Below are 15,254 nucleotides of genomic sequence, written 5' to 3'. Positions count from 1 at the left end.
AATGGCGAAAGCGACTGTGATTTCGTCACTCTTTTTTGCTTATTATCGGCGGTTTTTACATATCGCCAGTGGTGAACTTGCTCTTGTCGCGCAAATGCGTGAGGAACATGCCCAGCACGAAGTAGATGACCGCCTGTATCGCTAGCAGATAAAGCTTAGGCGCCACATCGTAAATGTCACCGCCCATCTGTTCAATCGAGAGCCATGCGGGTACGGCAAATGTACTCGGCAGAATGTACGAAAGCCCCACCATCCAGCTCGGCATCAAATAGCTCGGCCAACTAAAGCTCGCAAGGAACAAGATTGGGATGGAGAGGTTCAGGAACAGCTGCATGCTCGATTCGCGGCGCAAGAAAACTTGCGAGAGGCACATGCCAAAATTGATGACCGACGCCAGGAACACAACCGCAAAAATCGTCATCGGCAAGAGTTCGCCACGACGCGGAAAATCAAAAATATTGTAAATCACGCAGTGGTAGAACAGGATAAAGCAGCAGTAGTGCATAAAATACGCCAGCGAACGGCCCAAATAGCGGTACGGCATGCTCTCGTTTTCGACTTCGGAATAGCGCTGGTTGCGGCGGAAACGGCGATGCCCGCGAGCGCCACCAAGCACGCAAATTCCAATCACAAGGGACTGTTGCAAAATCAGCACAAGCACACTAGGAACAACATAATTAGAATAGCTTCCCGTATTGTTGAACATGGTCTGGATGGATAGCGGCATCGGGTCTCGCATCGCCATCGCTTTTGCAGAAGGCACCTTTTTGCCAAGCGCAATCGCCTTCACCTTACTCACCGCACCGACCGTCAGCGCACATGTCGAGAATGCCGTTCCAATCGTACCGTGGAGCATCACGTAGGCGCCATGCGTAAAGATATCAATCTTGGTCGTTTTCTTGTCGATCAAGTCCTTTTCCATGTTCTCCGGAATAACCATGAAGCCATAAATTTCTTCACTCGCCATCGCCGTCTCAGCTTCAAGCAAGTCATTATAGACAGCTTTGACTTCGACCTGTTGCGTCGCAGACGCCATTCGTGTAAGTTCACGGGACTTTGCCGTATGGTCCAAATCCACAACAGCCACAGGAACGCGAGAAACGGTCTGGTTCATGTATGCAGTCGGATAGTAGAACGCATAAAGAATTCCCGCCACGACAAGCAAAAGCACAGCCGCAGGGTCCGTAACAAACAATTTCCATTCCGTCAAAGTCACTTTCAAAAGACGACTAATCATTTTCGCCTCCTGATTTTTTCGAACAAGCTCTTAAGCAACGAATCAACGGTCACCACGTTTTCGTCTTCGATAGCGACCGGCAACTGCGAATCATGTTTTAGACGGTACTTCCAGCGAAGCACAATCGTAAAGCACCCGAGCAGCACCCAGAACAACGCCATGCCGCCCATGAGCTTGATGACTTCCCAGGATTCAGCCATGCCGACATCGCCGAGGAGCATCATGGACTGCACGCGGAGCACATGCGTAAGCGGGAGCAGGAATGCAAAGCAACGCACGGCAAACGGCATTGCCATCACAGGGAACGTCTGACCGGCAAACGCAAATGCAGGGCCGCCAATCACGCCCGAGACACCTGTCGCAATACGCATCACGCCAGTCACGCCCACAAAAGTAATGCCCGCACCGAAGCAACAAATCACCATCAAAAGTTGCGCTACGGAGACCATCACAAATTCTTCAAAGCTCATCGGCATAAGCATGCGATGCGTGTATGCATAACAGCCCATGTATTCAAGCCAGAGGATAATCACAGCCGGGACAAAAGCGGCCACGCCAAGCGTTACCCAGGAACGCTCCGCAGAACTATAAAATTCACGAACGCGCTTGTCACGCAACGGGAACGAAGCGATATATACCGCCACAAGCATCGCCGCCAAGTGGAACATTGCCGATACAAGTCCAAGAGCCAGGAACCCCTGGTAATTGCCCTCGATGTTCCCCACCGAATGAATTTCCGTCTTGACCGGGTCATCATACGAAGCGGTGAAAAGATCCGAACCGATACTTGTGATGACCGCACGGATTTCCTTTGTTGCAAACATGTTCGTGAGGTAATTCTGGCCGCTCGAATAAACAGGAATCACAGGCGCTTCAAGGCGCAAGGCACGGCGTTCCAAATCCGTCGGGAGCACGATAAACGTCTGCAAGTCTCCGCGAATCACCGCATGTTCACATTCGCTCATGTCGTGACAATTCACTTTAACATCGAGCACGGGGCTCGATTGGATTGCACGTTCCAAGCGGTCCGCAAGTTGGCTATGGTCCTGCTTGAGAATGCCCACCGGGATGTGCTGCACGATTTCGCTCGAGAACATTTCCAGCATGAACACGGAAACGCCTACGGGGAGCACCGTAAGAATCATCCACAAAACAATCTTGTGGCCAAAGTAAATTTTCCCGATTGTCTTTAAAAGACCTTTCAGCACAATAACCTTCTATTCCAGCTTACTGAATATCGTCAACAGGGAACAGAACACTCATGCCCGGGCGAAGGTTTTCGACCTTGTGGGTCGGGCGCATACGGACTTCGAACGTCTTGAGGTCAAAGCCAGAGCTTTCCTTGGAGCTGCGCCATGTGGCATAGTCACCAACAGAAGCGATGTAGCTTACGGTCATTTCAATCGTCTTGTCGAGAGCCGGAACCTGGAGATAGAACTTTTTGCCCTTGGAGACGTTCTTGAGGTAATCTTCACGGAGGTGGAACACCGCCCAGGAATCGTTCAAGTCCGTCACAGCGATAATCGGCATACCAGAACCAACTACTTCACCTTCTTCGGCGAGCTTGAGAGAAACTTCACCGGTAATCGGCGTGCGGATTTTGGTTTCTTCGAGGTAGGCATCGACTTCGGCGTTCGCGCCCTTGGCCTGCATCACGAGAGCGTTTGCGGCGGCCTTGTCTTCGCTACGGGCACCGGCAACAGCCTGATTGTACTGAGCGCGGGCGGCATCAGCAGCGGACTGGGTCGCCTTCATCTGCGTTTCAGCTTCATCGCGCTTCTGGAGCGGAAGCACGCCTTCGTTGTAGAGTTTCTGCACGCGGTTGTAAGTATTCTTGGCAAGCGTTGCGGCTTCTTGAGCGCGATCAGCCATTGCCTTGAGCGCCGTGATGTCTTCGCTGCGGGCACCATTGCGGGCCTTGCTGGCCTGAGCCTTGGCAGCACCGAGTGCACCCTGAGCCTGCATCTTTTTGGCTTCGATTTCCGGGCTGCTGATAACAGCAACGAGAGAATCCTTGTAGACCACGTCGCCTTCGTGAACGAGCAAACGTTCGATACGGCCCGGGACCTTCCCTGCCACGAGCACGCGGCGGGCTTCCATCTGGCCTTGCAAGAACTGTTCACGCGGTTGCGTTGCGAACTGTTGGAGCTGGGAGATGCCCATAATGACGAGCACTATCAAGGCAAGTACGACAACAACTTTTCCAATCATCTTTAATGCGTTCATTATTTATTCTCCGTTTCTAAATTCTGTTCAACAGGCTGTGCAGATTCAGTTGCAACAGGCTTTTCAACCACAAGCTGCTTGGACACAAGGACTGTACCTGCGGTAGAGACTTCACCGGCGGCTTCAAGGAGTCCAAGCCAAGCAATCACAGCATCGTAATGAGCCTTGATGTCAGCGACCTGCAAGCGGGAAAGCGCAAGTTCGGCATCCACCACCTCAAGGCCTGTAGCAAGACCTGCTTCGTAAGCCTTATTCTGGCTACGCAATGCTTCAACCGCAAGCTCACGCGTCTTGACAAGGCTTGCGAGCCTCCCCTTTGCATGTTCCAGTTCACGCCAGCGCTTTTCGACCAAGAGCTTTAAATTATCAATCGTCTCTTCTTCGAGGCTACCCAAAGAGCGGTCCATCGCCTTTGCGGAGCTCACCTTGGCACGGGTGTCACCACCCTTGAAGATATCCCACTGCAACTTGGCGCCAATCGCCCATTCCGGTTCTAGAATCGTCAAGTCCCTGGTATAAAGTTCCTTGTAGCCAAACAATGCAATTGTCGGGAAGTAATCAGCGCGGGCGGCGCTAATCGCATTCTGATTGCGCTTGCGTTCAATGCGGAGCTGACGGAGGCCCGGATGCTTTTCGACCGCAAGCGCCTTGAATTCATCCATCGAGCGGATGCCTTCGGGAGATTCCACCGGCGTTGTTGCGGTAAGGCTTGTATCCGTATGCAAGAGGCTTGCAAGAGCCATACGGGCGAGCGACTGGTCGCGGAGGGCATCTTCATAAGCGTTTTCGGCTTCGGCTAACGCCACTTCGGCACGGAGACGTTCCGTCTTGCTAATTTGGCCGCCCTCTTCGAGCTTCTTGGAACGGTTCAGATGTTCTTCGAGGTCCTTCTTGGTGGACTCACGCATGCCGACAAGCTCTTCGCACAAGCGGAGCGTAAAGTACTTGGTCGCCACATCCATGAGCACGGTGTTCTGCGCCATTTCAAATTCTGCCTTACGGGCGTTCACATTCTCCTTGGCGGCGTCATAAGCAGAATAAATCTTGAGACCGGTAAAGATCGGCCACACAACGGTCAAGCGTGCGTTAAAGAACCAGTCGTCTTGCACCTTCATGTTGAAATCGGCATTCTCTGCGGCCGAACCATACTTTTCCGCAGTCTGCTGGGCAAACGTTTCCGGAGAACCCGTGCCAAGCTTTTCCTTGAGGGCGTTTTCGGCATAAGCCTTTGCCTGGGCTTCGTTCCCCGTCTTGGCATAGGCGCCTTCGTAAGCCTGCTTATAGCCAGCGGAAGCCTTGTTGTAGGCATCGATATAAGCCTTGGAATAAGCGGCCGCACCAGCGACATCGCTCAAACGCCCGAGGTCAATATTGATGGGGTCATTGATTTTGGTAATGCCAGCCGACAGACTTACCGTCGGGAGGAAACGGGCAAAAGCTTCATCTTCGCCACTTTGGGCAATATCCACTTTCGCCTTTTCAGCCTTGATTTTGGAATTGTTCGCCATGGCCATATCCAGCGCATCTTGCAAAGAAAGCGCTGTCGCATTAGCAGCCACGCAACCACTGAGAATAAAAGCAAAGTACCGTTTCATAGCTACAATAATAATACAAAAAGATGACAACAGCTGCAATTCCAAAACGACGCAAACCCTACAAGTAATAAAAAAAGTTCCGACAAAATGTCGGAACTTTTGGCGAAAAACTCAAAAGAGCGATTTTACTTGCCCGGAGTCGGAGCGAGAGCGCTCCAAACGGCTGAGCCGTAACCTGTCGTAGTAAAGTCCTTGCGGTTGAGACTCTTGCCCTTGCCATCCGCTTCGGTCATTCCCGGCCAGCGGTCGCTATAAAGCGTAGCGTCAGAAATCTCATAATACCACTGCTTTGTGTTATCGGCCTTGGTCACGTAAGAATACGGCTTCTTGACGGCTACAGTTTCACCGCGGTTCGAGAGTTTGCCCGCATAGAAACGTATAGGAACACTTTCGTCAATCGAATAGCGTACACGGAGCAAAGATTCCTTTGCCTTGAGGGAATCGCTAAACAGGACCATCTTGCCACCAGCGGCAATAACGTCTGTTGCGGCAAACTCCATATTGACGCCTTCAATCTTCCAGCCCTGCGGTACGTTATTGACATTTTCAACAAGCGTTACCGGAGCATCCCCCTTGTTCACCAGTTCAAGGAATTCCAAGTCATTCAAATCATTTTCATTTTCATGATAATGGATTTCGCTAATGAAAATCGGGCCGGCCTTAAGCGCAGAGTTTGCTGCACCCGGAGTTTCCGTAGCCATAGCACCCTGAGCCACCGTACCGCCAGCCACTTCGACAATGCCACTGGACTGCTTACCGGCAGAAATAAGCAAGCTCGTTTCCTTACCGGTGCGGGTCCCTGCAACAGCTTCGAACAAGTAAATTTCATCGCCATTGTCGCTTAAGAAAAGACCTTCGCCAAACACGTCGGCAGTCGCTTCAAGGAGCAAATATCCATTGGCCGGGACAACAGTGTTAGCACCACCGACTGTCCACTTTTTGCCCTTCAACTTGGATTCAAGTTCCCAGCCCTTGACATCGACCGGAGCAGAACCAGAGTTGTAAAGCTCAACCCAACCATCAGACACACCAAGGGCATACGGCTTGATTTCGTTCAGGCGAACCGTCGAAGCATCGAGGACCTTGTCGCCACCAGCACATGGGCTGCCGTTTTCGACAGCGCTTGCGCCCCAAGAGTTCGGGTCGGCTTCGTTGCCGGAACCTCTATACACGAGTGTTCGGCCCTTGCCATCGGCAAGGCTTGGCCAAGGCGGCTGGCTACTGAATGCGGCGCTCACGTCACCTTCGCCCTTGAGCTTGACTTCGACAACATCGCCTTCGTTTACGAGCTTTGCAACAGCCCCAGTCTTGGGGTCCTTATCCCACGGGCCATAAACCTTGCAACCGGCCGGAAGTTTACCAGCATAAGTCTGGTTGAACAAATTGACATCATTTGTAACAATGACATACTCGCCATATTTCAAGGAACCCGTCGGGAAGTTAAACGAAACCGCCCCATCCAAGCGAAGGTTGCTGAGCTGCATGTCCGTAATATCCGGGCCCTTCTTGATATAGACTTCGACCCATTCCAGAGCGGAACCACCCGGAGCATTGTACATGATTTCGGAAACGCCCATGTTGGTGAATGAGGAATCGACAACACCTTCAGCATCCGAACTCGAAGTCGGCACAGGAGCCGTAGCGGAAGACGAAGATCCTCCAACATCTGCAGAGGAGTTCGGGTTGGCATTGCTACTTTCCGGAGCAATAGCAGAAGAACTGTCCGGTGTTACAGGAACTACGGGACTAGATTCATCATCGGAGCAGGCTGAGAACAGACCTAGAGCAGTGACGCAAGTGCCTACTGCAAGCCATTTTTTTGTATTCATAAGCGCCTTCCTTGTTTTATAGTTTAAATCCATTTTAGAAATTTCCCGCAAGTCGAGTCCAGTACGGGCTCTTGAAACGACGCGGATTTTCGTAAACTCTTTTCCATTCTGCAGCGGCGTTCCCGAACTTGGAGAATGCACCGTGCTTTAAATTCAATGCCCGAATCAAGTCGAACATCCAGTACGGCATCTGGGCCGCCGGGCACTTGAGTTCAAGAACGGCATCGGCACCCGGCTGGAAGAATCGCGGGAGCCCCGTGGAGTGCATGTAGTGCGGGTCCACAGTGTAGTCAAAGCCGTTTTCTTCGCGGAAGCGCATGCCCGTGTCAATCGTCACGCGGGAGTATTCTTCGCGAAGACCAAACCATGCACGACGCTTGTACTGCGTAAGGAGTCGCGGGTGTGCACCATGGAGTTCCGTCTTGTACAAGAAATCCTTGAGGTACATGCGGTCTTTATCGCTCTTGCACGGCCATTCCTCGGGCTTCATATTCCAGACTTCACCGGGGTTGATACCCTTGATTGTTGCACGGCTCTTGTAGCAGATGTTACGAATCTTGCGTTTGACTTCGAAATGGAACGTACCATCCTGAGCGGGGTGTTCACCGTATGTGCGGATACGCATGTTGAAACGGTCCAGGAGCTGTTTCTTTTTCCAGCCGAGGAACGTCCACGTCGGTGTGTCCAGGTAGAGGTTCGTAATCCAGTAGAATCCACCCGGAGTAATCTTGGAATAGTAGTCTTCTTCGCAATACGGCGCCAAGAACGCACCAATCCGGTCCGCCCATTCGACGGGGATATGGTACTTCAGTTCGAAGCGTTCAAGAAGACTAAATCCGCGGGCTTCAGCCATAAATTACCTGATTCCTTCACGAAGATGGTTCACGACATCCTCACGAGCAAGAGCGCCGGAGTAATCCAGCAAAGCCAAATAGCGGGCAAAGATGTCATATTCAAGTTTTGCAGCCTTCAAGTCACTTTCGAGAGCGCTTTCACGGGCGCGGAGAAGAAGGAGCGGGTCGGAACCGGCCTTGTGTGCAAACTGTTCCATAAAGCCGCTAGCGTTCACCTGTTCGGCATAGTCCTTCAAGACCTTCCACTGGTCGATAAGCGTAAGGACTTCTTCGGTGAGGCGGGCGACCTTCTGGTTCACTTCGCGGACTTCGTCCAAGTACTTGCTTTCGGCATCGAGCTTTTCGACCTGTTCGCGGAGGGAGGCGTCCTTGTTGCTATCGAAGAACGGCAGGCGGAAAGCGAGGTTTACAAAGAACTTGTCCGCAGTCTTGCGGTTGTCCGTTTCGGGAACAAGTTTTCTAATTGTATGAGTGTTATCCCAAATAGCGCAATCACCATCAGAGGTAAGGCCTGTCGGGCAGGCTCCCCTTTTCCATTCGCCTTCATACTTTTTATACTCCGGCTTGATAATATCACTGCCATCCAAATCCTTGTACTTTTCCATCAAGGATTCTACCTGGAGCGAGTAACCAACACCGACATGAGAAATGTAGTTGCGGTCCTTGCTTGCATCCTGTTGTGCCTTGGAAATATCGGAATCGCGCTTGCCCTTGGCAAGAGCCACAAGCGGGAAGCTTTCGTCAACAGTCACGCCATTCTTCAAGAATTCGGCAAGTTCTTCCATCGTCGGGAGGAACGAGGAATCCAAATTGACATTGTCATAATCCGGAGCCCAGCTCAACATCTTGAGTTCGGCATCGCGGAGCGCCGTGCTATCCGAAAGCAGGTTAGCCTTAAGCGAGGCACTCTTTTCGAGTGAAGTCATCAAGTCTTCGGCATTGAACGAAGCAGAACCGGACTTGAGGTGGAGCACCTCGATACGGTCCTGAATAACCTGCAAAAGTTGCTTGTTGATTTCGTTAATCTTCTGGCGAAGCACATAGCGCACGCCGCGTTCGTAACGGTCGTAAAGGAGGATCGAACGTTCAACGGCAAAAGTAGCCTGCTGGTAATTCTTAACGGCCTCATAGTGAGCCTTGTCGGCAGCGCGTTCGCCAAAAGCTTGCGGAGTCACGCGAAGTTCAAAGTCGTGCTTGGCAAAGCTAAAGCCGTCCAACTGGTAACGGAGCTCAATCTTGTCCCAAAGCTTGAGGTTGCGTTCTTTCGATGTCGCCTCGGCACGCTTTGCAGCAGCCTCGTACCTCGGATCTGCCTTAGCGGATTCGATCAGGCGTTCCCATGTGAGAGGGCTTGCGATTGCCGCCGCAGTCAGTGCGAGCGTTAAAAAGGATACAGTCTTCATTACTTCTTAGCCTTCTGTTGCTGCTTTTCCAAGTTGCGCTTGCTCGTTTCGGTGATGGTCACCATTTCGCCAAGCAAGAACTTATTTTCTTCAGGGATCTTGATGGTCACTTCGCGGCCATAAACCGGGATTTCCGGCATCTTCCACATGCGGGTCGGGAACGGCACGATGCGGCTCGAAAGGCCAACCACTTCGCCAATCACGGCCTTGCCCTTACCAGTAAGGGAAGTCACCTTCACGGCTTCGCCGAGGTTCGTGTTTTCGTAAATCTGTTCGTTGATGTAGCCACGGATAAGCGTCGGGGACTTGTGGGCAAGCGTCACAATCGGGGCAAAGCTAGAGACCTTTTCGCCATCGCGCACGTTCACATCACCGACAACCCAGTTTTCCTTGGCAATCTGAGTGAGTTCCTTCTGCTGTTTGCGAAGTTCGGCGAGTTCCTTGCGGATGTTTGCAGCTTCGGTCTTGCCGCTAGACTTCTGGAGTTTGTTGCTACCGCGGAGGAGGGCAATCTGTTCGTTGGCGCTCCTGGTTGCAACTGCAAGTTCGTTCTTGAGGCTCTTGATGCGCATAGCCATAGCATCGTTGCCATCGGCCTTGGACTTGGAGTTCGAGAGGCTCTTGAGCTTGGCAGAAATAGCCTTGTTGCTTTCATATTCCGCTTCAAGGTTGCGAATTTCAGCCAAAAGTGTGAGGCGACGAGATTCAAGGTTCGCCTTGACTTCGGCCACCTTCTGGTCGATTTCGGCAGAGCTCAAGTTGCTGCGGCCTTCGAGAGCGTCGAGTTCACGGGTGAGTTCGGCAACGCGGAGCGTGAGGTCCGGACGGTTGATAACCACGATTGTGTCGCCCGGCTTGACTTCCTGGCCCGGAACCACGTAAATCTTGACGATTTCGGTCGGAGACGGGAGGCTGATAATCGTTTCGCTGGATTCGGCAATGCCACGGAACATGGCCGCCTTGCCCTGGTAAATGAAGCCGAGCATCACGGCAAACACGACGCATGCCACCCAGGCAATAGAAAGCTTGTGGGTATAGACGTAAGCGACACCCGCATTGTTCTTGTGGGTATTCCAGAAATTGTCGAGAAGATCTTCGAGCTTATTCATTTTTCAAACCTCCTTACATTTCCGTCGTAGCGTCTTGCATCATGAACTGGACATCCGAAATGCCTTCAACCTTCGAGAGAAGCGTGAGAATTTCGGCAGCGGGTTTTGTTGCGCGAAGGCGAATCTGGTAAGCGACGTCCAAGCGGGCACCGCCATCGACTTCACGCATCGTAATCAAAATAAACGTCTTCAAGTTGCCCTTCATGATATCTTCGACCTGGCCACGAACCTTGGGTTCGTTCGGGAGAGCAAAGCGGAGCATGCCGTCAAAGAAGTGCTTGGTACCAAGACCCGTGCGGGAAAGCAGGAATGCGACACAGCTGAAAGCGATTGTACCGCCGACTGCGGCACCCCAAGCGTAAACACCGCAACCGATACCGGCGCCGAGAGCGGCGAAGATGAACATGATATCGCGCGGGTCCTTAAAGCTCGTACGGAAGCGGACCACCGAGAGAGCACCCATCATGCCAAGACCACGACCAACGTTATCACCGATAGCCTGCATCACCATGGCAGCGACCACTGCACTGAGCACGATGCCCTGCACAAAGTTTCGCGAGTACGAAAGTCCGAGGAACGTCTTTTCGTAAGTCCATGCAATCGTCGAAGACAGGACGAACGCGAGAATCAAGGTGTATGCAAGCGTAATAATCGTTGCGTTTGTTGAGCTGGACTGGACAGCAAGAAGGTCAAGCATAATAACTCCGTTAATTAATTCTTTTTTTAGCCCGTTTTCCCAAAATCTACTTAAAAACAAGGCTTTCACACTCGCAATTTTGTAAATAATGGACTAACAAAAAAATTACAATCCGCTTTTTAATTACGGATTTGGGCGAATTTCACCCAATTTTTTTATTCCAGGCTGTAGAACCCACGCTAAAAATAATAAAACTAGTTTTTTCGTTCTTGAAAAAAATAATTACATGTTGGTTACCACAACAACGCATTGAGGAAACCGCAACGTATGTTTATTTTCGGTAACAGAAACGCGGTTTGTAGGCGGCAAATATCAGCTGTTCACGCCGTTTAGTTAATAGAAAGTTACAAAAGGAGTCTCCGTGGAGCAATGGCGAACAGAATGGAGTGATTGAAGTATTTTGGAAGAAAAAATCATATATTTTTTGTAAGAGTTGGAGACGTTATGCGCAATGTATTCTTTTGTCTACTTATTGGGATTTTATTTTGGGGTTGTAGTGACGAGAATCCCTCTAGTTCTTTTGCAGAAAATTCATCATGTTCCGCTATTGAAGCTTTTTCTTCATCGATTGAAGACGTAGAATCATCGTCAGATATTGCCAAATCGTCATCGTCAAACGAAGTATCCACCAGCAGTTCTGAAATCAGTTCTTCAAGTTTAGAACAATCCTCATCTTCGATATATGTTTCACATGGAGTAATGACCGACAAACGTGATGGACAAATTTATAAGACTGTAACAATCGGTAATCAAACGTGGATGGCTGAAAATTTAAACTACGCATACCCTTTATCACTTAAAGGATTAGACTCAGCAAGCTATTGTTATAATAACGATCCTGAAAATTGCATAAAATACGGAAGACTTTATACATGGGCGGCAGCTATGGACAGCATAGCCTATTTTAAAGAAGAAAATGACAATTGCTTAAAGTCTTGTACTCACGATTGTGAAAAATGTGGTTTCGGTGTCAATTGGCAAATTGGAACAAATTTTGAAAAATACAAAGGTTTTAATATTTTAGGAGTTTGTCCTGAAAATTGGCATATTCCATCAGTAAATGAATGGTTTATTTTGTTAGACTTGGTAAATACAATTGATTTAAAAAGTACTAGCGAATGGATTGACGATGGTAATGGAACAGATATTTTTGATTTTGGATTACTTCCTGCAGGAACAAAAAAGAACCAAGACAAAAACAACAATATCGGAGAAATCACATGTTTTTGGACCCCTTTACAAGGGACAAATGTATTAGATGAAACAGGAACCAATAATTATTACGAAATTGCAGGAGTTTTCTGTTTTTCTAGTAAAAGCGGAAATGCCGCTTACAAAGGTGAAGATAAAACATCTGCTTTATCCGTTCGTTGCGTGAAGGATTCCACAGAAGCGGAATGATAAAAGTCCTCGCGGAGCGAGGACTTCTTGGTATTAGGAGTGTAATATCTAAAGGCCGTTTTTATTGAATAGCGTGTAGCCGCGAACGAGGCCATCTTGGAAAAGGCGAACAATGTAATTGCCGTTTTTGAGGCCTGCAATATCGACGTTAAACTCGCTTGCGCCTGCGGGGAGCATTTGCGTGAGTTTCAGGCGCCCGTCCATTGAATAAATTTTTACGTTCATCGTGCGGGAAAGAGCGCTCGGAGATGCGATTTGGAGCGTTTGTCGGTCAGCACGCACGCGAAGGCCTTGTTTTGCGGCAGCGACCGACTTGATGCTTATCGGCGGATCTTCTACGACGGGCTTTGGCTTGTTGCGGAGAAGGCGCACGCTATAGATGCCGCCCACCATTCCAGAGCTTGCCGAGAAGGAGATACGCACAATCTTTTTGCCCTTCACCATTTTGTCCGGAATCGGGTAAGTCACGTTCACGAATTCATCTTTTTTCCAGCGGTTCGAAATCGTTTCGGTCGTTAGCTTTTCATCGTCAATCGTGATGTCGAATGTACGCGTGCAGCCTTCGTTACCCCAGTAACGCACCATAAGACTCAAGGAATCTTCGCTATTCGTCTCGAATTCGTAGCTGATGAGGCCGCCATCGCCGCCGGAGCACTTACCAGCATCGCGGTAGAATTCACCTTGGTGCGTGCCGGAAGTGGAATTTTCGATTTTCATCTTGTGGTCTACTTCCGGCTGCTGCTCGCCCGGAGCGACCTTATCGACAGTCTTTTCGTCAAGCGCCAAGGCTTCTTTTTGCTCTTTTTCAAGGCGGTCGAGAATGCTCGGGTCCGTAAGCACCATCCAGTACATCATGTAACGGGCGTCATGCACTTCGTAGAAGGGCTGCAAAAGCAGGTTTGCGTCTTTTTGCTTTGCGAAGAGGTAAGGCGCCTTGAAGTGCAGCGGTTCGCCCTTCACGGGTTCCACTTTCGAGGGGATATCTTCTTTTTTGCTTGCAAGCATCGGCGCCTGGTCCAGCGATTCCAGCGCACCGGAGGCAATGTGGCTCCAGCGACCATCATCGGCGACAAGGCCGTTCAGGTTAGCCGTACCCGTCTTTGCCGAAAGTACTATCGGGCCATGCAAAAGCGCCACGTAATCCGTCACGCCCGGCAAATCCTCGACGTGCGTGTACATCGGGTAAAGCACTTCAACGACATCGCCCGACTTCCAGGACTTCCCTGCCGAAACGTAGCTCGACGGCGTCGATTTTTTCACGACGGTATCGCCATTGACGATGACCTTGAATTCACCTTCCTTGACCCAGTACGGGTGGCGGATCTGCATGTCAAATTCACCGCTACCGGTAATCGTAAACTTGGAACTTTCGCCCTTCGGGAAGGCGGTCTCCTGCTTGATTTTGACGCTCTTGTCTTTCCAATTCAAGACGGAAGCCGCAAAGAGGTTCACATAGAGAGCGTCCTTGTCTTTCGTATAAATAAACTGGTTGTACTTTGCCGGGTTTTCCATGCCCGAACCCACGCAGCACCACATGCCCGCATTGACCTTGGAATACACGCGGTAATGGCGCGGACGAGCCGGCGTAAAGTACACGTAGCCGCCATGTGTCGGGTGGATTGTCGAAAGGATGTGATTGAAGAGGGCGCGTTCGTAGAAGTCGGTGTAATGCGCATCGTGCTTGATGTTGAACAGACGTTCCGTCAACTTGAGCATGTTGTACGTATTACAGGATTCTGGTCCTTCACGTTCTTCGATGAATTTTTTGTGATTGTTGAGCGCCGGGAAATGTTCCGAAATGCTGTTGCCGCCAATGGCGATACTGCGTTTGTTCACGACCGTCTGCCAGAAGAAATCGGAGCCTTTCTTATACTTTTCATCGCCGGAAAGTTCAGCAATGCGGGCAAAACCCACAACCTTCGGCACCTGCGTATTCGCGTGGACATTCGTCAAGTTGTCATTGCCCTGCGACATCGGATTCAAAAGCCACTGGTGCGACCACTTCTTGGCCGCATTCAGGTACTTTTCGTCTTTCGTGAGCTTGTAGGCATCGGCGTAAACTTCGGGCATGCCGCCGTGTTCCGTGCCGAGCATCTGTTGCATCTTGGAATCGTTCAGGCCGTTCGTAATCGAAATGCCCCAGTCGCAAAGCGCGAGGAACATCGTCTTTGCCTGTTCATAGCCCGCATAAACATAAGCGTCGCGCAAACCCGCATAAAGCTTGTGGATATTGTACCACGGCACCCAATAGCCGTTTTGTGCGCCAGCATCGCCATTCTTCATCTTGAGCCACATTTGCTTGCCGTTCGGCACGCCGCTAATGTAACCCTTGAAGTTATTGTCCTTGGAATTTTGGTCCTGAATCGTCTTGAGTTCTTTCAAGATGTATTCGAGGCGTTCCTTGACTTGGACGTCATCGTTATCGGCATAATGCATGGCCAAGGCACTCAGATAATGCCCAAGCACGTGGCCATCAAGACCCGCCCAGTTCGGGAACTTAGAAGCCTTGGGCCTCATTCCCGCTTCTTCGTAGAACGGAGCAAGCAAACGATCGACATCGTAGCTGAGAAGCGTTTCGACGTTCAAGTCCTGGCGTTCCTTCAAAACGCCGTCCAAAAGCTGCACATCCGACAACGCGAACATGTCGGGGTAAAGCACATCCTGTGAAAATCCGAGACCGCACGCAAGCCCCGTCAAAGCGAGCGCCGTGCGAAAATGTTTACCAAACCATCCTAACTTCATAAGAGCCACCTTTTTTGTATCGGCTTCATCTTTTTGTCATAAAGGAGATGCCCGCTCGGTGGCGGGCATGACAAGCTCAAAGAAAAAGCACCGTCCTTACTTAGAAAATAGATTGGCGCGCGGGCGTTAAGAATGGGGTTTAATCAATTAGTTTTGCTGAT

General features: G+C 50.5%; 11 protein-coding genes. 1 reads left to right on the top strand and 10 read right to left on the bottom strand.

The window, feature by feature from the left end:
- Positions 1–55: 55 nt before the first annotated feature.
- The 9 genes from B7982_RS12400 to B7982_RS12360 all read right to left on the bottom strand — a co-directional run bounded on the left by B7982_RS12400 (position 56) and on the right by B7982_RS12360 (position 10,950).
- Positions 56–1,237, bottom strand: a complete 1,182-nt coding sequence (locus B7982_RS12400) for an ABC transporter permease (RefSeq protein ID WP_088661019.1) — start codon at positions 1,235–1,237, stop codon at positions 56–58.
- Positions 1,234–2,445 carry an ABC transporter permease gene (locus B7982_RS12395; protein ID WP_088661018.1) on the bottom strand — a complete coding sequence of 404 codons (1,212 nt, stop codon included), beginning with the start codon at positions 2,443–2,445 and terminating at the stop codon, positions 1,234–1,236. Before B7982_RS12395 ends, B7982_RS12400 begins: the two co-directional genes overlap by 4 nt.
- 19 nt (positions 2,446–2,464) lie before the next feature.
- Complete coding sequence (locus tag B7982_RS12390) at positions 2,465–3,463, bottom strand: HlyD family secretion protein (protein WP_088661017.1); 999 nt, start codon at positions 3,461–3,463, stop codon at positions 2,465–2,467.
- On the bottom strand, positions 3,463–5,058 hold the full coding sequence (locus B7982_RS12385) for a TolC family protein (RefSeq protein WP_088661016.1): 1,596 nt from the start codon (positions 5,056–5,058) through the stop codon (positions 3,463–3,465). The genes B7982_RS12390 and B7982_RS12385 overlap by 1 nt, the downstream gene beginning before the upstream one ends.
- A 125-nt stretch (positions 5,059–5,183) precedes the next feature.
- Positions 5,184–6,887 (bottom strand): lamin tail domain-containing protein, encoded by a 1,704-nt coding sequence (locus B7982_RS12380; RefSeq protein WP_088661172.1) that lies wholly within the window; start codon positions 6,885–6,887, stop codon positions 5,184–5,186.
- Between the two features lie 34 nt (positions 6,888–6,921).
- Positions 6,922–7,740: a polyphosphate polymerase domain-containing protein gene (locus B7982_RS12375; protein WP_088661015.1), complete on the bottom strand. Its 819-nt coding sequence runs from the start codon at positions 7,738–7,740 to the stop codon at positions 6,922–6,924.
- A 3-nt stretch (positions 7,741–7,743) separates the two neighbouring features.
- On the bottom strand, positions 7,744–9,144 hold the full coding sequence (locus B7982_RS12370) for a TolC family protein (protein ID WP_088661014.1): 1,401 nt from the start codon (positions 9,142–9,144) through the stop codon (positions 7,744–7,746).
- Positions 9,144–10,253, bottom strand: coding sequence for an HlyD family secretion protein (locus B7982_RS12365; protein ID WP_073423609.1), 1,110 nt, complete (start codon positions 10,251–10,253; stop codon positions 9,144–9,146). Before B7982_RS12365 ends, B7982_RS12370 begins: the two co-directional genes overlap by 1 nt.
- A 13-nt stretch (positions 10,254–10,266) precedes the next feature.
- The gene (locus tag B7982_RS12360; protein ID WP_014545640.1) at positions 10,267–10,950 is read right to left on the bottom strand and encodes a DUF4956 domain-containing protein; all 684 of its coding nucleotides are present in this window, start codon (positions 10,948–10,950) and stop codon (positions 10,267–10,269) included.
- Between the two features lie 444 nt (positions 10,951–11,394).
- Here B7982_RS12360 and B7982_RS12355 point away from each other — a divergent pair, with 444 nt between their 5' ends.
- Complete coding sequence (locus B7982_RS12355; RefSeq protein WP_088661013.1) at positions 11,395–12,351, top strand: fibrobacter succinogenes major paralogous domain-containing protein; 957 nt, start codon at positions 11,395–11,397, stop codon at positions 12,349–12,351.
- Positions 12,352–12,399: 48 nt separating this feature from the next.
- Here the strand turns inward: B7982_RS12355 and B7982_RS12350 are convergent, their stop codons facing one another.
- Entirely contained in the window at positions 12,400–15,093 is a 2,694-nt protein-coding gene (locus B7982_RS12350; protein WP_088661012.1) for a beta-L-arabinofuranosidase domain-containing protein, read from the bottom strand.
- Between the last annotated feature and the right edge of the window lie 161 nt (positions 15,094–15,254).

The organism is Fibrobacter sp. UWB2 (assembly GCF_002210425.1).
In the GTDB taxonomy this organism is placed as follows: Bacteria; Fibrobacterota; Fibrobacteria; order Fibrobacterales; family Fibrobacteraceae; genus Fibrobacter; species Fibrobacter elongatus.
This window is presented reverse-complemented; position numbering and strand designations above follow the sequence as displayed.